Source organism: Curtobacterium sp. VKM Ac-2887 (assembly GCF_015350935.1).
Lineage (GTDB): Bacteria > Actinomycetota > Actinomycetes > Actinomycetales > Microbacteriaceae > Curtobacterium.
The window spans coordinates 201,835-220,420 of sequence record NZ_JADKSB010000004.1 but is presented as its reverse complement, the minus strand read 5'-3'; the positions used below and the strand labels follow the sequence as shown (position 1 = coordinate 220,420).

Annotated in this window: 13 protein-coding genes; 6 read left to right on the top strand and 7 right to left on the bottom strand. The window is 71.6% G+C overall.

Features of this window, described 5'->3' with window-relative positions:
* Positions 1-47: 47 nt before the first annotated feature.
* Positions 48-299, bottom strand: coding sequence for a hypothetical protein (locus ITJ69_RS06775; protein ID WP_194672373.1), 252 nt, complete (start codon positions 297-299; stop codon positions 48-50).
* A 65-nt stretch (positions 300-364) separates the two neighbouring features.
* The gene (gene valS / locus ITJ69_RS06770; RefSeq protein ID WP_228505030.1) at positions 365-2,959 is read right to left on the bottom strand and encodes a valine--tRNA ligase; all 2,595 of its coding nucleotides are present in this window, start codon (positions 2,957-2,959) and stop codon (positions 365-367) included.
* 213 nt (positions 2,960-3,172) lie between these two features.
* Here valS and ITJ69_RS06765 point away from each other — a divergent pair, with 213 nt between their 5' ends.
* Entirely contained in the window at positions 3,173-4,435 is a 1,263-nt protein-coding gene (locus ITJ69_RS06765; RefSeq protein WP_194672372.1) for a glycosyl hydrolase, read from the top strand.
* Between the two features lie 153 nt (positions 4,436-4,588).
* Positions 4,589-6,175: a glycine betaine/L-proline transporter ProP gene (gene proP / locus ITJ69_RS06760; protein WP_228505028.1), complete on the top strand. Its 1,587-nt coding sequence runs from the start codon at positions 4,589-4,591 to the stop codon at positions 6,173-6,175.
* A 116-nt stretch (positions 6,176-6,291) separates the two neighbouring features.
* Here proP and ITJ69_RS06755 read toward each other — a convergent pair whose 3' ends face one another.
* Genes ITJ69_RS06755 through ITJ69_RS06740 form a run of 4 tightly spaced genes read right to left on the bottom strand, consistent with a single transcriptional unit; the run spans position 6,292 to position 11,535 of the window.
* Positions 6,292-8,019 (bottom strand): ATP-binding cassette domain-containing protein, encoded by a 1,728-nt coding sequence (locus tag ITJ69_RS06755; protein WP_194672371.1) that lies wholly within the window; start codon positions 8,017-8,019, stop codon positions 6,292-6,294.
* The gene (locus tag ITJ69_RS06750) at positions 8,016-8,912 is read right to left on the bottom strand and encodes an ABC transporter permease (protein WP_323743028.1); all 897 of its coding nucleotides are present in this window, start codon (positions 8,910-8,912) and stop codon (positions 8,016-8,018) included. Before ITJ69_RS06750 ends, ITJ69_RS06755 begins: the two co-directional genes overlap by 4 nt.
* Complete coding sequence (locus tag ITJ69_RS06745) at positions 8,909-9,910, bottom strand: ABC transporter permease (RefSeq protein WP_194672370.1); 1,002 nt, start codon at positions 9,908-9,910, stop codon at positions 8,909-8,911. Before ITJ69_RS06745 ends, ITJ69_RS06750 begins: the two co-directional genes overlap by 4 nt.
* Positions 9,911-9,915: 5 nt before the next feature.
* A complete protein-coding gene (locus ITJ69_RS06740) occupies positions 9,916-11,535 on the bottom strand; it encodes an ABC transporter substrate-binding protein (protein ID WP_194672369.1) in 1,620 nt (539 codons plus the stop codon).
* A 32-nt stretch (positions 11,536-11,567) separates the two neighbouring features.
* Between ITJ69_RS06740 and ITJ69_RS06735 the strand changes: the two genes are divergently transcribed.
* Complete coding sequence (locus tag ITJ69_RS06735; RefSeq protein ID WP_123938849.1) at positions 11,568-12,167, top strand: TetR/AcrR family transcriptional regulator; 600 nt, start codon at positions 11,568-11,570, stop codon at positions 12,165-12,167.
* 23 nt (positions 12,168-12,190) lie between these two features.
* On the opposite strand, the gene ITJ69_RS06730 is transcribed toward ITJ69_RS06735, so the two are convergent.
* Complete coding sequence (locus ITJ69_RS06730; protein ID WP_194672368.1) at positions 12,191-13,225, bottom strand: cation diffusion facilitator family transporter; 1,035 nt, start codon at positions 13,223-13,225, stop codon at positions 12,191-12,193.
* A gap of 244 nt (positions 13,226-13,469) precedes the next feature.
* On the opposite strand from ITJ69_RS06730, the gene ileS reads away from it, so the two are divergent.
* Genes ileS through ITJ69_RS06715 form a run of 3 tightly spaced genes read left to right on the top strand, consistent with a single transcriptional unit; the run spans position 13,470 to position 18,579 of the window.
* Positions 13,470-16,724, top strand: a complete 3,255-nt coding sequence (ileS, locus tag ITJ69_RS06725; protein ID WP_194672367.1) for an isoleucine--tRNA ligase — start codon at positions 13,470-13,472, stop codon at positions 16,722-16,724.
* Positions 16,721-18,166, top strand: a complete 1,446-nt coding sequence (locus ITJ69_RS06720) for a bifunctional folylpolyglutamate synthase/dihydrofolate synthase (RefSeq protein WP_228505026.1) — start codon at positions 16,721-16,723, stop codon at positions 18,164-18,166. Before ileS ends, ITJ69_RS06720 begins: the two co-directional genes overlap by 4 nt.
* Entirely contained in the window at positions 18,163-18,579 is a 417-nt protein-coding gene (locus ITJ69_RS06715; RefSeq protein ID WP_123341082.1) for a DUF4233 domain-containing protein, read from the top strand. Before ITJ69_RS06720 ends, ITJ69_RS06715 begins: the two co-directional genes overlap by 4 nt.
* Positions 18,580-18,586: the final 7 nt, after the last annotated feature.

Sequence of the window (18,586 nt, the reverse complement as noted above, 5' to 3'; positions counted from 1 at the left end):
CACCGGGGACCCGACCATTTCTGCTCACCGAGCAACCTCGCTCCGCGCTAGTCCTCTTCCGCGGCGTCGTCGGGGTTCGTGACCTGGGCGTGCCCGGCATCGTCGAGGTGGATCGAGGTGCCGTCGTCGAGCTCGACGATCGGCTTGCCCTCGAGGAACGTCAGGGTCCAGCCCCACGTCCCCGTGTCGACCGACTCGGCCGCCAGTTCGTCCTCGACCCCGCGCACGGGGACGACCATCGCTTCGGGCAGTCGCGCAGGCGGCTCCCCACCCACGCTCCATCGTGTGCCCAACTGCATCCGTGCCTCCTGTCCGGTGGTGGACGGGCCGGGTCGCCGACGCGACTCGGCCCGGACGACCGACGTTACGCCTGCTGTTCCGCCAGCTCGATCTCGGTGACGGCGAGCTCGTCGCCGTCGACGAACGACAGGTTCTCGATGCGGCCGACGGCCGCCAGGTCGACCGCCGCGCGCTCGATGAGCGCCCGCGTCTCGGCCGGCGCGGCGACGATGGCACGCGTGACGGGCGTCTTCTGGGACGCCTTCGCCGACGTCTTCGCGCCGCGGATCCCGATGAGCGCCTGTCCGACGGCCGCGAGCAGCCCGGTGGGGGCCGCGTCGGTGGGCAGGTCGGCAGCGGTCGGCCAGGAGGCCCGGTGCACGCTGGTCTCGTGGGTCCAGGCCCACACCTCTTCCGTCGCGTACGGGAGGAACGGTGCCAGCAGTCGGAGCAGCACGTCGATCGCGCCGCGCAGCGCCAGGACCGCGCTCGCCTGGGTCTCGTGCGTCGCGTCGGCCGCCGTGCCGTAGGCACGCTCCTTCACGAGCTCGAGGTAGTCGTCGCAGAAGGTCCAGAAGAACCGCTCCGTGATCTCGAGCGCGCGGGCGTGGTCGAAGCCGTCGAACGCGGCGGTGGCCTGCTCGACGACCGCACCGAGCTCGGCGAGCATGTCGACGTCGAGCGCCTCGGTCACGCTCGTGGCACCCTCGGGCAGCGGGAAGCCGTAGACGAACTTGGCGGCGTTCAGGACCTTGATCGCCAGACGACGTCCGACCTTGATCTGCTTCGGGTTCTGCGGGTCGAAGGCCGCATCGGTGCCGAGCTTGGACGAGGCCGCCCAGTAGCGGACCGCGTCGGCGCCATGCTGCTCGAGGATCGACAGCGGCGTGACGACGTTGCCCTTCGACTTCGACATCTTCTTGCGGTCGGGGTCGACGATGAAGCCGGAGATGCTCGCGTGCTTCCACGGCACGGTGTCCGCTTCGAGCTGGCTGCGGAGCACCGTCGTGAAGAGCCACGTGCGGATGATGTCCTGCGCCTGCGGGCGGACGTCGTACGGGTACACCAGGTCGTAGAGCGCCGGGTCGGTCTCCCACTTGCCCGCGAGCTGCGGGGTGAGCGACGACGTGGCCCAAGTGTCCATGACGTCGAGCTCGCCCTGGAACCCGCCGGCCATGCCGCGCTGGTCCTCGGAGTAGCCGGGTGCCGGGTCGGACGACGGGTCGACGGGCAGCTGCGCCTCGGTCGGGACGATCGGCTGGTCGAACACCGGGTTGCCGTCGGCGTCGAGCGGGTACCAGACGGGGATCGGAACGCCGAAGAAGCGCTGGCGCGAGATGAGCCAATCGCCGGACAGGCCACCGACCCAGTTGTCGTAGCGGACGCGCATGAAGTCGGGGTGGAACGCGATCTCCTCGCCGCGGGCGCGGAGCGTCGTCTTCAGGGCTTCGTCGCGGGCGCCGTTGACGATGTACCACTGGCGGGTCGAGACGATCTCGAGGGGCTTGTCGCCCTTCTCGAAGAACTTCACCGGGTGGTTGATCGTCTTGACGTCGCCGACGAGCTCGCCGGACTCGGTCAGGGCGTCCACGACGACCTTCTTCGCCGAGAACACGGTCTTGCCGGCCATCTCGGCGTAGAGCGCCTTGCCGGTCGCCGACTCGATCCACGCGGGCTCGTCGGAACGGACACGGCCGTCGAAGCCGAGGATCGCGCGGTTCGGCAGCTGCAGCTCGCGCCACCAGACCACGTCGGTGGTGTCGCCGAAGGTGCAGACCATCGCGATGCCGGCACCCTTGTCCTTCTGCGCCAGGTGGTGTGCGAGCACCGGGACCTCGACGTCGAACAGGGGGGAGCGGACCGTGGTGCCGAACAGGTCCTGGAACCGCTCGTCGTCCGGGTGCGCGACGAGGGCGACGCACGCCGGCAGCAGCTCGGGACGGGTCGTCTGGATCACGACGTCGTCGCCGCCGTCCGCACGGTGGAACGCGATGCCGTGGTACGCGCCGGGCATCTCCTTGTCCTCGAGCTCGGCCTGCGCGACCGCGGTGCGGAACGTGACGTCCCACAGGGTCGGGGCGTCGGCCTGGTAGGCCTCGCCGCGCTCGAGGTTGCGGAGGAAGGCACGCTGGGCGCTGGCCCGCGAGGTGTCGTCGATGGTGCGGTACGACTGCGTCCAGTCCACCGACAGCCCGAGGGTGCGGAAGAGCTCCTCGAACTGCTGCTCGTCCTGCACGGTCAGCTGGTCGCACAGCGCGATGAAGTTGCGGCGCGAGATCGGCAGCTGGTCGGCGGCCTTCGACGACTTGCCGTCGCCGCCCTCGAACGGCGGCGTGAAGTCGGGGTCGTAGGGGAGCGTCGGGTCGCAGCGGACGCCGTAGTAGTTCTGCACGCGGCGCTCGGTCGGCAGGCCGTTGTCGTCCCAGCCCATCGGGTAGAAGACGTGCTTGCCCCGCATGCGCTCGAACCGCGCCTTGAGGTCGGTGTGCGTGTACGAGAAGACGTGCCCGATGTGCAGCGACCCGGAGGCGGTCGGCGGCGGGGTGTCGATCGAGTAGACGGCGTCGCGGTGGCCGGCGGCGTCACGGTCGAAGCGGTAGGTGCCGTCCTGCTCCCAGACCGGCCCCCAGACCTGCTCGAGTCCGTCGACGCTGGGCTTCTCGGGCATGGGCTTGGTCATGGCTGCGCCTTCCGTGCGTGTGTGCGGCACCGAGTCCGTGATGAGGTGCCTGAGTGTCCACGCCTGGTGCGTGGTGTCCCAAGGTTACCCGGTGCCGGAGACCCGGAGTCGACCGCGGGAATGCTGGATGGGGAATTCTTTCGGCGGAAATGCGCAAATGCCGCACGAATGCAATTGTTTGCATTGATAGGAAATGCTCGTAGGGTGCAATCCGTGAATACCTTCGAGAAAGTCGCGACCGCCTTCGTCGGTGTGGCCGCGCTGCTCCTGCCGATGTCCCCGCCGGTGCCGGCCGCGGCCGCGGCCGCGGCTGCGGCCGCGACCGGTTCGGCTCGGTTCGGGATCGGTTCCGGCATCGACACCACGGCGGACGGCGCGAAGGTGGCCCTCGCGGCGGGGCTCGGCGTGGGGACCGCTCGGGTCGACCTGTGGTGGACGGGCGTCGAGAAGGCCCGGGACGAACTCGTCATGCCCGCGTCGTACCGGAAGTCCGTCGACCGTCTCCGCGCGGCGGGGATCCGACCGCTCATCGTCCTCGACTACGGCAATCCCCACCACGACGGCGGTGGTGGTCCGACCACAGCCGCCGGCATCGCCGCGTTCGCGCGGTACGCGGGGTTCGTCGCCGCGACGTTCGGCCCGGACGTGGCGGGGTACGAGATCTGGAACGAGTGGCCGAACACCGTCGCGCCGGAGGCCAGCAGTGCTGCACGCTACGTCGCACTGACCCGGGCGGCGTCCGCGGCCGTCCACGCCGCGGCGCCGGGCTCCGTGGTGGCGGGTCCCGCCATGAGCCTGCTCGGGGCGGACGGCCTGCACCCGTGGCTCCGGCAGTGGCTCGCCGCAGGTGGTCCGGCGACGGTCGACGCGGTGTCGGTCCACGCGTACACCGGGACACGACCGCCGGAGACGACTCTGGGGCCTGCGATGCGGGAGCTCCGGACGGCCCTCACGGCGCAACACCGCTCCGTCCCGGTCTGGTGGACCGAAGGCGGCTGGCAGGCCGGTCCGCCGGGGCAGGCGGGTACCGTCACCCCCGCAGTGCAGTCCGCCTGGCTGGTGCGCTGGGGAGCGCTCGCCGCGCACCTCGGTGCCACGCTCGTCGTGCCGTTCACCCTGAACGACGCGGCGTCGACACCGACCGGGTACGGCCTGTACGGCTCAGCCAGTGGTGGGTACACGGCGCGGCGGGCTGCCGCGGCCTACGCGGTCCTCGTGCGCACCGTCGGTGATCGCCGGTTCGTGGCGGTCGAACGGGCCGGCACGGGCGGGGTCTGGATCGTCAGGTACGGCTCGGGCGGGGACGTGGTCCGCGTCGTCTGGTCGACGTCGGGAGTCCGCACGACGTCGGTCGGCGTGCCGGGCGGCTCCTCGCTGGTCTCGGCGACCGGGGCGACGAGCCGGCTGACCGTGGTCCGCGGTGCGGCGTCGGTGCGGGTCCGGGCAGCCCCGGTTTTCCTCCGCTCCGATCGGTGACGCGTCGGAGCGGCGATTACCACACCGACCTGTCGGACACGCCGGAGACCTGGTAGTCTGTCGGAGTTTGTCCGGCGAGCGCGGGTTCGCAGGAACTGCACCGTTGCCGTCCGCCGGACGCCCGAAGGACGCACCGCACACCGGAGGAACGACTTGGCACCGAACGACGCACCCCACCCGCACGGCGATCGGCCGTTGCCGCACGGCGACCGACCGCTGCGCTCGAAGGGCGCTGCGAAGCGCGCTCGGCGCAAGCTGACGAAGGACGACGTCACCGTCGTCGAGGAGTCGCTGCTCAAGCGCGCCGTGGCGGCCGCCGCCCTCGGCAACGCGATGGAGTGGTTCGACTTCGGCATCTTCGCGTACCTGACCGTCACGATCTCGCAGGTCTTCCTGCCGCAGGGCGACCCGGCCGCGAACATCGTCGCGACCTTCGGCTTCTTCGCCGCGGCGTTCATCGTCCGACCGATCGGTGGCGCCGTCTTCGGTCCGATCGGCGACCGGATCGGCCGGCAGAAGGTCCTCGCGCTGACGATGATCCTGATGGCCGCCGGCACGCTGATGATCGGCCTGATCCCGTCGTACGACTCGATCGGCTTCTGGGCCCCGGTCCTGCTGCTCGTGGCCCGCTTCGTGCAGGGCTTCTCGACCGGCGGTGAGTACGGCGGCGCCGCGACCTTCATCGCCGAGTACTCGCCCGACAAGCGCCGTGGGTTCATGGGCTCGTGGCTCGAGTTCGGCACCCTGGCCGGCTACGTGCTCGGCGCGTCGATCGTCACCGGCCTGCAGTTCGGCCTGTCCGAGGACGCCCTGCTCAGCTGGGGCTGGCGCATCCCGTTCATCATCGCGGGCCCGCTCGGCCTGATCGGGCTGTACCTGCGCCTCAAGCTCGAGGAGACCCCGGCCTTCCAGAAGCAGCAGGAGCAGGCCGCCGAGCGCGAGGGGCAGAAGACCCCGTTCCTCAAGCTCTTCGCCGAGAACTGGCGCGCGCTCATCATCTGCATCGGCCTGGTCCTGGTCTTCAACGTGACCGACTACATGCTGCTGTCGTACATGCCGACCTACCTCGAGCAGAACCTCGGCCAGAACGCCACGTTCGGCCTCATCCTGATCGTCGTCGTGATGCTGCTCATGATGGTCGTCATCACGTTCGGCGGCCGGCTGTCCGACAAGTTCGGTCGTCGCCCGGTGCTCGCCGCCGGCTGCATCGGCTTCATCCTGCTGTCCTGGCCGGCCCTCAAACTCGTCCAGACCGGCACGGGCGTCGGGGTGTTCTCCGGCCTGCTCATCCTCGGCGTCGTGCTCGTCACGTTCACCTCGACGATGCCGTCGACGCTGCCCGCGCTGTTCCCGACGATCATCCGCTACGGCGCGCTCGCGATCGCGTTCAACGTCTCGGTGTCGCTGTTCGGTGGCACGACCCCGCTCGCGACCTCGGCGCTCATCAACGCCGCGAAGGACGCCGGCTACGGCTGGGCCGAGGACATCCCGGCCTTCTACCTGATGCTGGCCGCTGTCATCGGGCTCGTCGCGGTGTACTTCACCAAGGAGACCGCCGCCACCCCGCTCATGGGCTCCGGCCCGACGGTCGGTTCCGAGGACGAGGTCGCCGGCGTGATCGACGACTACAACGACCCGAACTCGGAGTTCGCGCAGTCCGACTGGGCGAAGGAGTTCGCGACGAGTGAGATCCCGATCATCTCGGGTGACGCGCAGAAGAAGGAGTCCGCCGACTCCTGACCCCGGGGCCGCCCCGCGGCAACCCGCCCTGGAGGCCCGGTGCACGTCCGCCACGGACGCGCACCGGGCCTCCGGTCACGTTCAGGGCACGTGGCCGCCGGCCACGAGACTCGGCGTCAGCGACCGGCCTCGCGGCCTGTGGCCCGAGGCTGGTCGCCCTGCGCGAGACTCGGGCCGGCGGCGAGCCGCTCCGCGGCCTGCAGCAGGTGCGCGGTCACGGGGTGCGCCGGGCGCGCGAACACCGTCGCGGCGGGGCCGTGCTCGACGACCGCGCCCCGGTGCACGACCAGCACGTCGTCGGCCATCCGGCGCACGGCCCGCAGGTCGTGCGACACGAACACCATCGCCACGCCGGTGTCGTCGCGGAGCCGCTCGAGCAGGGTCAGCACGGCGTCCTGCACGGTGGCGTCGAGGGCGGTCACCGGCTCGTCGAGGACGATCACCTCGGGGTCGGTCGCCAGCGCCCGGGCGATCGCGAGTCGCTGCCGTTGCCCACCGGACAGGGTCAGCGGCGACCGCGGCCGGAGCGCCGGGTCGAGGTCCACCTGTCGCAGGGCTGCGTCCACCCGGGCGGCGAGGGAGCCACGGGCGCGGCGGTCGTCGCCCCGCGAGAACGCGTCGGCGAGGACCCGTTCGACCGACCACCGCTCGTCGAACGTGGCGCCGGGGTCCTGCACGACGGCCGCGACCCGGTGGCGTCGGGGTCGTCGGTCGTGTTCCGGGAGTGGTACCCACGGCGCTCCGTCGAGCGAGACGGTGCCGGCGTCGGGCGTCTCGAGCCCGAGCAACACCCGCGCCAGGGTGGTCTTGCCCGACCCCGAGGCGCCGATCACCCCGAGCACTCGCCCGCGGTCGAGCCCGAACGACACGTCGTCGACGGCGCGGACGCCCTCGTAGTCGCGCGCGAGGCCCGCGGCGACGAGGACGCCGCTCGCACCGTGCGAGGTTGCGTGCTGGGTGCCGCGGTCGCCGATCGGCGCACGGTGCGTGGACGTGCGATCGGTGCGAGGTTGCCCGCTCGGTGCGTCGTCAGAGGCCTGCACGGAGCCATCAACCTCGCACCGGTCGACCAGATCGGCACCGTGCGCCGCGCGCACCAGGGCCTGCGTCGCGGCGTGCTGCGGATCCTGCAACACCGAGGCGACCGGGCCCTGCTCGACGATCCGGCCCTCGTGCATGACGGCCACCCGGTCGGCCCACCCCGCGACGAGCCCGAGGTCGTGCGTGATCACGAGCACCCCCGCCCCGCGCTGCTGTGCCGCCCGCAGCTGCTCCATCACGGTGACCGCGACCCCGGCGTCCAGTGCGGTCGTGGGCTCGTCGGCGACCACGAGCGCCGGCGACCCGATGGTGGCCGCGGCGATGAGGGCCCGCTGCCGCATCCCGCCCGACAGCGTGCCGGCGAGTCGTCCGTCGGTCGCGATGTCCGGGTCGAGGCCCACCGCACGCAGGGCATCGCGCACGGCGTCCACGCGCTCGGCCGCACCCATCTCGGTGTGCAGGCGGAGGCTGTCGGCGACCTCGCGTCCGACGGGACGCAGCGGGTCCAACGCGCCCAGGGCCTCCTGGCCGACGTAGCCGACCCGAGACCCGCGCACCTGGCGCCACCGACGATCGGAGAAGGCGCGGACGTCGAGGCCGGCGACGGTGAAGGCGTCGGCGCGGACGGCGGAGCCGGGTGCGGACAGGCCGAGCGCGGCGCGGGCGGTGACGGTCTTGCCGGAGCCGGACGCGCCGACCAGGGCGACGCACTCACCGGCGTCGACCCGCAGGGCGACGTCGTGCACGATCGGCGTGCCCGCGATGGCGACGTGCAGCGCCTGGACCTCGAGGACGGTGGTCATCGGACGACTCCTGTTCGGCGGATCGCGCGACCGAGCACGGTGACGGCGGTCGCGAGCACCACGATGGCGAGCCCGGGGAAGGTGCTCATCCACGGTGCGGTCTGCAGGTAGGTCCGGCCGTCGGCGAGCATCGCGCCCCACTCCGGAGCCGGAGGTGGTGTGCCGACGCCGAGGTAGCTCAGCGCCGAGGCCCAGACGATCGCCTGGCCGACGCCGAGCGTCGCGACCGCGACGACGGGCCAGAGTGCGGTCGGCAGGACGTGCCGGACCACGATGCGGACGGGGGAGCGGCCGAGCAGCACGGCGGTCTCGACGACCTGCGACGACCGGGCCGCGCGGACCAGGCCACGGACGATGCGGGCGTAGCCGGGGGCGGTGGCGAAGCCGACGGCGAGCACGGCGGGGACCGGGCCGGGGCCGGTGACGGCGATGACCACCAGGGCGACGAGCAGCAGCGGCAGGGCGAACGCGACCTCGGCGACGCGGCCGATCACGGCGTCGAGCAGTCGGCCGATGCGTCCGGCGCCGGCGCCCAGTCCGGCGACGACCCCGAGCACGACGCCGGTCCCGCCGCCGATCAGGGTCGCGGCGACACCGACGACGAGCGAGGCCCGCGTGCCGGCGACGACCCGCGACAGGACGTCGCGTCCGGATTCGTCGGTGCCGAAGGGGTGCGCGCCGCTCGGCGCGAGGAGCGCCTCCGACGGGTGCACGGCGAGCGGGTCCGCGCCGCCGAGCAGCGCCGGCCAGGCGGCCGCCACGACGGCGAGCAGGACCACGGCACCCGCGACGGCTCCGGGGACGCCGAGGCCCCGTCGCCGGCGACGTGCTGCTGCCGGTCGTCCGTCGACCGGTTCACCGGCCAGGAGGCTCGGCTCGGCGATGCCGCTCACCGCGCCGCCGCCTCGGGGCCGGGTCCACGGCGTCGCGCGGCGCGCGGAGCACGCGCGCGTCCTGTGCGCGGGGTGCCGGTGCGTGGGTCGACGACACGTTCGACGAGGTCGGCGATCGCGAGCACCACGACGTAGGCAGCGGCGGACACCAGCGCGATGCCGGCGACGAGTGGCATGTCCCGCTGCGTCACCGCGGTCACCAGGGCGCGACCGATGCCGGGCAACGCGAACACGGACTCGACGACGACGGCGCCGGACACGAGGGACCCGAAGGCCCAGGCGGACAGGGCGATCCCGGGCAGCGCCGCGTGGCGGAGCAGGTGCCGGGCGAACAGCCCGAGGCGGGTCTCACCGCGGCCGCGCGCGGCGAGGGCGAAGGCCGACCGTTGCGCGTCGACGACCCCGTCGCGGACGGTCTCGGCCAGGTACCCGGCGACCGGGACGGCCACCGTCAGCACCGGGAGCACCCAGCCGCGCACCGTGCCGTCGCTGACCGCGGGCACCCAACCGAGGGCGCTCGCGAACACCACGATGAGCACGCTGCCGAGCCAGAAGTGCGGCATCACGCTCGCGGTGACGCTCAGCGCGCTCGTCAGCCCGGCCGCGAACCGACCGCGCTGCGTCGACCACCAGGCCGCGACGATCGCCAGGACCCAGGCGACGACGAGCCCGGCCACCGCCAGGGTGAGCGTGACGGGCAGCTGCTGGCCGAGCAGCGTCGCGACCGGGGTGCGGAAGGCGTACGAGTCACCGAGCTGCAGGGTGGCGAGGCGTCCGAGGAACACCGCGTACTGCACGAGCACCGGCTGGTCGAGGCCGTACTCGTGCCGGACCTGGGCGACGGCCTCGGCGGAGGCCTGCGAGCCCGGACCACCGAGGATCGCGAGTGCGGGGTCGCCGGGGATGAGCCGGATCGCGACGAACACGATCGTCGCGACGGCCCAGAGCACGCCGATCCCGCCCGCGAGCCGTCGGACGGCCCACCACACCCAGGGCATCCGCGTCAGCGGTCGATCCAGGCCGTGCCGAACCAGGGCGTGGACACCGAGGTCGTCTGGATGCCGTGCACGGCCGAGCGCACCAGGAAGTGGTTCTGCTGGTCGTAGAGGGGCAGCACGGTGTCGCTCGCCAGGATCGTCTTCTGCGCCTGCTCGTACAGGTCGGCGCGCTCGTCGGCGTCCGAGGTGCGGGCCGCCTGCTCGAGCAGGGTGTCGAGCGCGGGGTCGTCGAGCTGCGCGAGGTTCGCGAAGTACCCGGACGGCGCCGGCTCGATGCTCGCGCTGTCGTACAGGATCCGCAGGACGTCGGGGCCGACCTTCGTGTACGGGGCGCTGACCAGGTCGTACTCGGTCGCCGCGAGGGCCGCGTACCAGCTGGAGAGGTCGAGCTCGTCGAGCACGACCTTGAACCCGACGGCCTTCTCGGACGCCTGGATCTGCTGGAACAGGCTGCGCTCGGCCGGCACCGACTGGTTCGTCGACACCGGGAACGTCACGGTGAGCTGCTGGCCGTCCTTGACGCGGATGCCGTCCGACCCGACCTTCCAGCCGGCGTCGTCGAGCAGCTGCTTCGCCTTCGTCGGCGAGTAGTCGAACCGGCTCTTCTCCGAGTACGCCAGCGGTTCGGCACTCGAGAGCACGGAGTACGAGCGCTTCGCGGTGCCGAGGAACAGCGACTGCAGGCCGGGGTCGATCTCGGCACCCGCGATGAACGCCTGCCGCACGGCCTCGTCACGGAACACGCCGTGGCCGGAGTTCAACTCGAGGCGGTTCGAGGCACCGGGGCGCGGGGCGTCGAGGTCGCGGATGGCGCCCTTCGCCGACGCAGCCTTGAGCTGGTCGGGCTGCGCGTTGTCGATGACGTCGACCTGGCCGGACTGCAGCGCCGCGTAGCGCGACGTCGAGTCGGGCAGGAAGCGCCAGGTGATGCCGGACAGGCGCGGCTTCGTCGTGCCCCAGTAGTCGGTGTTCTTCGTCAGGGTGACGCGGTCGCCGTGCTTCCACCCGGTGACCTCGAACGGGCCGGTGCCGACGGGCGACTCGCAGTTCGTCGCCTGCTTGCGTTCGAGCGCCTTCGGGGACTCCATGCCGACCCACGGCTGCGAGAAGGACTCGAGCAGCGCGCTGTCCGGACGGCTCAGGGTGAGCCTCACGGTGTGGTCGTCGGTGGCCGTCGCCTTCGTGATGGACTGCAGCGCGAGGTACCCGGTGCTCGACGCGGTGGCCGGGTCCTGCACGTGCTCGATGTTCGCCACGACGGCGGCGGCGTTGAACGGGGTGCCGTCGGTGAAGGTGACGTCGTCGCGCAGCGTGAAGGTGAGGGTCTTGCCGTCGTCGCTCGTGGTCCACTTCGTCGCGAGCTCGGGCGTCGGCTCGCCGTCCTCGAGCCCGACGAGCTCCTCGATGTACTGCGTCGCCAGGAGCGCCTGCGGGTAGTTGCCGCCGACGTGCGGGTCGAGGCAGGTGGGCTCGGCGTCGCCGGAGGCGTACGTCAGGGTCCCGCCGCTCACCGGCTTGCTGCTCGTGGTGCTCGTCCCGGCGCCGCTGCACCCCGCGAGGACGAGGACGACGGCGGTGGCGCTCGCGACGGCGGCGACGGTTTTCTGTACTGAGTCCAAGATCATGGCTGGACGAGTCTAGCGGTTTACTGGGGCCCATGGACGAACCGATCCGCCGCGGTGGCCGGCCCCGACGCTCGAGCGCCGAGGTCCTCGCGGACGCCGCTGCCGAGCTGTTCCTCGAGCAGGGGTACGCACGCACCACGGTCGACCAGATCGCCGTGCGTGCGGGGGTCAGTCGCGCGACGTTCTTCAACTACTTCACGGCGAAGTCGGACGTGATGTGGCTCGAGCTCGACGCCGCGGTCGCGGGGCTGCCCGGGTACCTGGCGGCCTCGACCGAACCCAGCGCGGTGCGTGCGGTGGAGCAGGCCCTGCTCGCCGCGGCCCGGGCCCACGACCCCGAGCGGGTGCCGTGGGCGGTCGCGCAGGCCGAGGTGATGGGCATCGGCTCCGAGCTCGTCGCCGGGGTCGCCGTCCGGGTGATGGCGCAGCACGGGGCCGTCGCCGCCTTCGTGGCCGGGCGCACGGGGGAGCAGCCGGGGTCGCTCTGGCCGCAGACGGTCTCGGGCGCGGTGCTCGGGGCGGCTGCTGCGGCGTTCGGGGTGTGGGTCGCCGACGGGGTGGCCCGCCGGCCGCTCGTCGAGTACGTCGCGGCGGCGCTGACCCCGGTGGTCGCCGGCCTCGACGCCCGCTGACGCCGGCGACGGGCGCCCGCGCGTCAGTCGGTGCGCAGCGTCCCGGCGCCGCCGGCGGCCACGTCCGAGGCCGTCCCGTCGCGCACCACCTCGGGCACCTCGTCGCTCGTCGGCCGCAGCGAGGCGTCGCCCGGGTAGCTCAGCGTCAGCACGGCTTCCTCGATGTACGGGCTGTCCTCCAGCGACTTCTCGACGTCGCGCAACCGCACCGCGACGTGCTCCTCGTTCTCGTTGCCCGTCAGGTCGACGGCGGCGACGAGGTACACCCGCGACGGTCCGACGAACTCCAGGTGCAGGTAGGTGACGCGTTCGATCTGCGAGCGGCCGAGCAGCTCGACGAGCACGGCGTTCTCGAGCTCGGGCGACGTGCTCTCGCCGAGCAGGAAGCGGCGGTTGCGATCGATGAGGATGATCGCCACGACCCCGAGCAGCAGGCCGATCGCGATGGACCCGATCGCGTCGAAGATCGCCAGGCCGGTGATCTGGTGCAGGAACACCCCGAGGAACGCGACGAAGAGGCCGATGAGCGCAGCGGCGTCCTCGGCGAACACGGCCCGCAGCGTCGGGTTCGAGGACTGCAGCACGTGGCGCAGCACCGGCACCTTGCGCTTCGTCGCCGCTCCGTGCGCCTGGCGGTAGGCCTGCAGGAAGCTCGTGCCCTCGAGGCAGAACGACAGCGCGAGCACGATGTAGTTGAGCAGGACGTCCTCGGCCGGACCCGTCTCGCCGAGCTCGGAGATGCCGTGGTAGATCGACACGATGGCGCCCGCGGTGAACAGCCCGAACGCGGCGAACATCGACCAGATGTAGGTCTCGCGTCCGTACCCGAGCGGGTGTGCGGTGTCGCGCTTCCGCGCGCCCCGTCGTTCGGCGACCAGCAGGAAGATCTCGTTGCCGGTGTCCGCCCACGAGTGCGCTGCCTCGGCCACCATCGAGGCCGAACCCGAGATGAGCGACGCGATGGTCTTCGCGATCGCGACGAGCAGGTTCGCGCCGAAGGCGATGATGACGGTGAGGGAGGACTCCGGGCGTTCGCCGGAGGCAGAGTCGTCGGGCATCCCTCCAGCATGCTCCCGTCCGCTAAACTCGTGTCACACGAGCGTCGATCCGGCCATCACCGGGGAGCTCCCGGAAGAACGCGGTCCGCGCGAGCGGCTCGTCAGTAGAACCGGGCGGACCGGGCCGCACCGAACCCGAACACGAGCGGTCGTGACGTGCGGACAGCACGGCGTGGCAAGCGAGGTGGTACCGCGGAGCGTGCTCCGTCCTCGTGGAGATCGAGCGAACCCACAAGGAGTCCCGGTGCCGTACCCGTTGAACGCCGATGCCGATGGCGTCGTCCCCTCGCCGTCCTTCCCCGCCGTCGAGCGGGGGATCCTCGCCTTCTGGAAGGGCGACGACACGTTCCAGGCGTCCATCGACCAGCGCCAGGGCTGCGACGAGTGGACCTTCTACGACGGCCCGCCGTTCGCGAACGGCCTGCCGCACTACGGTCACCTGCTGACCGGGTACGCGAAGGACGTCTTCCCGCGCTACCAGACCATGCGCGGCAAGCAGGTGCACCGCCGCTTCGGCTGGGACACCCACGGGCTGCCCGCCGAGCTCGAGGCGATGCGCCAGCTCGGCATCACCGAGAAGCACGAGATCGACGAGATGGGCGTCGACGTGTTCAACGCCGCCGCCAAGAAGTCCGTGCTGCAGTACACCGACGAGTGGCAGCAGTACGTCACCCGCCAGGCGCGCTGGGTCGACTTCGAGGACGACTACAAGACGCTCGACACGACGTTCATGGAGAGCGTGCTGTGGGCGTGGAAGCAGCTCTGGGACAAGGGCCTGGCGTACGAGGGCTTCCGGGTCCTGCCGTACTGCTGGAACGACCAGACGCCGCTGTCGAACCACGAGCTGCGCATGGACGACGACGTCTACAAGATGCGCCAGGACCAGTCCGTCACGGTGTCGTTCCCGCTGCAGGGTGCGCGCGCCGAGTCGCTCGGGCTGGCCGGCGTGCGAGCGCTCGCCTGGACGACGACCCCCTGGACCCTGCCCACGAACGCCGCGCTGGCCGTCGGGCCTGCGGTCTCGTACGTGGTGCTCCCTGCGGGGCCGGGAGGCGCGGCTGACGGCGCCGACGCCGGTTCCGTCTCGTACCTGTTGGCTTCGGACACCGTGGCCGCCTACGCGAAGGACCTCGGCTACGAGACGGCCGAGGACGCCGCTGCCGCGGTCGTCCGCACCCTGACGGGTGCGGAGCTCGACGGCGTCGAGTACGAGCGCCTGTTCGACTTCCTCGCCGAGACCGAGGGCATGGAGCACGCCTGGCGCATCCTGGTCGCCGACTACGTCGAGACCGGCGAGGGTACCGGCATCGTGCATCAGGCTCCGGCCTACGGTGCCGACGACCAGGTGGTCTGCGCCGCCGCCGGCATCCCCGTGGTGCTCTCCCTCGACGAGGGCGGGGTCTTCACCTCGCAGTTCGGCGAGGTCGCCGGCACGCTCTGGTCCGACGCGAACAAGCCGCTGACCAAGGCCGTCCGCGACGCCGGTCGTCTGCTCCGCCAGGCGTCCTACGAGCACAGCTACCCGCACTGCTGGCGGTGCCGGAAGCCCCTCATCTACAAGGCCGTGTCGTCGTGGTTCGTGCGGGTCACCGACTTCCGCGACCGCATGGGCGAGCTCAACCAGGACATCAACTGGGTGCCGGAGAACGTCAAGGACGGCCAGTTCGGCAAGTGGGTCGGCAACGCCATCGACTGGTCGGTGTCGCGCAACCGCTACTTCGGCACGCCGATCCCGGTGTGGCAGTCCGACGACCCCGAGTACCCGCGCACCGACGTGTACGGCTCGCTCGAGGACATCGAGCGCGACTTCGGCCGCCTGCCGCTGAACGCCGACGGCGAGGTCGACCTGCACCGCCCGTTCATCGACGACCTGACCCGCCCGAACCCCGACGACCCCACGGGGAACTCGACGATGCGCCGGATCACCGACGTGTTCGACGTCTGGTTCGACTCCGGGTCGATGCCGTACGCCCAGGTGCACTACCCGTTCGAGAACCGGGAGTGGTTCGAGTCGCACAACCCGGCCGACTTCATCGTCGAGTACATCGGGCAGACCCGCGGCTGGTTCTACGTCATGCACGTGCTGTCCACCGCGCTGTTCGACCGACCGGCCTTCAAGAACGTCATCAGCCACGGCATCGTCCTCGGCTCGGACGGCCAGAAGATGTCGAAGTCGCTCCGGAACTACCCGGACGTCTCCGAGGTGTTCGACCGCGACGGCGCCGACGCCATGCGCTGGTTCCTGATGTCCTCGTCGGTGATCCGCGGCGGCAACCTCGTCGTCACCGAAGAGGGCATCCGCCAGGGCGTCCGCGAGTTCATGCTGCCGCTGTGGTCGACCTACTACTTCTTCACCCTCTACGCGAACGCATCGGGGGAGTCGGGGTACCAGGCCACCCGTCGAACGGACAGCACCGACGTCCTCGACCGGTACCTGCTCGCGAAGACCCGGGTGCTCGTGTCCGACGTGCAGCAGCACCTCGACGCGCTCGACACCCCGCTCGCTGCCCAGGCCGTCCGTGACTTCGCCGACGTGCTGACGAACTGGTACGTCCGCCGGTCGCGCGACAAGTTCTGGACCGGGGCCGACGGTGCGGCAGGGGACGACGCCCGTGCGGCCTTCGACACCCTGTACACGGTGCTCGAGACCCTGACCCGCGTCGCGGCCCCGCTCGCCCCGCTCGTCACCGAGGAGATCTGGAAGGGCCTGACCGGTGGTCGGAGCGTGCACCTGACGGACTTCCCCGACGCGGCCGAGTTCCCCGCCGACGACGCCCTCGTCGCGGCGATGGACCGCGTGCGCGACGTCGCCTCGAAGGGCCTCGCGCTCCGCAAGGCGACCGGCAAGCGCGTCCGGCTGCCGCTCGCCACGCTCACCCTCGTGGTGCCGGACCCGGCGGCGGTCGAACCGTTCGCCGACATCCTGCGCGACGAGCTGAACGTCAAGCGGGTCGTGCTCGAGGCGCAGGCCGAGGAATCCCTGGCGCAGTACGGTATCGAGCGGAAGCTGACCGTCAACGCCCGCGTCGCCGGCCCGCGCATCGGCAAGGCCGTGCAGCAGGTGATCCCGGCCGCGAAGAAGGGTGACTGGACCGCGACCGAGTCCGGCGTGACCGTCGGCGGTGTCGACCTGGTCGAGGGCGAGTACACGCTCGACCTCACCGTCGCCGACCCGTCGGTCGCCGTGGCGTTCCTCGACGAGGGCGGCTTCGTGGTGCTCGACACCGTGACCACGCCCGAGCTCGAGGCCGAGGGGCTCGCCCGCGACGTCGTCCGTGCCGTCCAGCAGGCCCGGCGCGACGCCGACCTGGACGTCAGCGACCGCATCGTCCTGACCCTCGGGGTCGACGAGGCCGCCGACGCGTCGGTGCGCACCCACCAGCAGCTCATCGCGGGGGAGACCCTGGCGACGAGCGTCGAGATCGTGCCCCTCGGGGCAGGCGCCACCACCGATGTCGGTGACGGCGCGAAGGTGACCGTGGAGGTGTCACGCGCATGAGCGACGACGAGCACGACCAGCACGACGAGGACGGCATCCGGATCCCGGTGGGGCCGTCCGGAGACGCCCCGGTCGAGGCCGTGCCGTACGGCGGTGACGACGACGAGGTCAAGCGCGTCGAGGCCGCCCTGTACGCCCGGATCGGTGAACAGTCGCCCGAGCACCGCCTGACCGCGACCCGTCGCGCCGTCGAGCTGCTCGGCGACCCGCACCTGGCGTACCCGGTGATCCACATCACCGGCACGAACGGCAAGACGTCCACCGCGCGCACGACCGAGAGCATCGTCCGTGCCCACGGTCTGCGCACCGGCCTGATGACGAGCCCGCACCTGGTGTCGATCCGGGAGCGCATCGTCATCGACGGGCAGCCGATCGAGCCGAGCCGGCTCGTCGAGAACTGGGACGACATCGCCCCGGTCCTCGAACTGACCGACCAGGAGCTCACCGCCAAGGGCGAGCTCCCGCTCACCTTCTTCGAGGCACTGACCGTCCTGGCCCTGGCGTGCTTCGCCGAGGCGCCGGTCGACGTCGCCGTGATCGAGGTCGGCATGGGCGGCGAGTGGGACTCCACCAACGTCGTGCAGAGCCAGGTCGCGGTGTTCACGCCGATCGCCATCGACCACGCGAAGCAGCTCGGCAGCACGGTGGCGGAGATCGCGCGGACCAAGTCCGGGATCATCAAGCCGTCGTCCGCCGTGGTGTCGAGCGAGCAGGTCCCCGAGGCACTCGTCGAACTCGAGCGTGCCGCCGAGCTCACCGAGTCGACCCTCGCGGTCGAGGGCGCCGGGTTCAGTGTCCTGGACGTCACGCCGGCGGTGGGCGGTCAGCTCATCACCGTGCAGGGGATCGCCGGCCGCTACGACGACCTGTTCCTGCCGCTGTTCGGGCGGCACCAGGCCCACAACGCGGCCGTGGCGATCGCCGCGGTCGAGTCGTTCCTCGGTCGGGGCACCCAGGCGCTCGACGAGGACGTCCTGTCCGAGGGCCTCGCCGGTGCCACCAGCCCCGGTCGCCTCCAGCCGATCGCCACCGACCCGACCGTCGTGGTCGACGCGGCGCACAACCCGCACGGTGCCAAGGCCCTGGCCGAGGCCCTGCCGGTGGCCTTCCCGTCCGAGCACGTCGTCGGCGTCGTCGGGATCCTCGGCGACAAGGACGCCCGCGGGTTCGTCCGCGCGCTGAAGGGCACCGTCGAGACCTTCGTCGTCACGCAGCCCCCGGGGGAGCGTGCCCTCGACGCGGACGCCTTCGCCAAGGTCGTCGTGGACGAGGTCGGCGCGGATCGCGTCGTGGTCGAGCCGTCACTCGCCGCCGCGCTGCAGCAGGCACGCGACCTGGCGGACGAGGCGGACGCCGAGGACGCCCTCGTGCTCGTCGCGGGCTCCATCGTGATGGTGGGTGCGGTCATGGACCTGGTCCACCGGGAAGGCGAGACGAAGTGACGAACGCACCACGGGCCTCCCGGCCGGGGCGCGCACCGCGCACCCGGAAGCCGCGACGCGACCGCGGGGCGCAGGAGAGCCTGCTGTCGATCGCGCTCGTGCTCGAGGCGATCATGTTCTTCTTCCCGATGCTCGTCGTGTTCGGCAAGGGGACCCTGCCGCCGGCCCTGGCGTTCGGCGGCGGCATCGGTGCGATGGTCGTGCTGGCGCTGGCCTCACGTCTGACCGGCAACCCCGCCGGTGTAGGGTTCGGGTGGCTGCTGCAGGCGGCCATCCTCGCCACCGGGTTCATCGAACCGTTCATGTTCGCGGTCGCCGTGGTGTTCCTGGCGCTGTGGGTCTTCTGCTTCGTCAAGGGCGGTCAACTCGACCGTCAAAACGCCGCGCGCCGGGCCGCCATGGGCGAGGACTGACCACCCC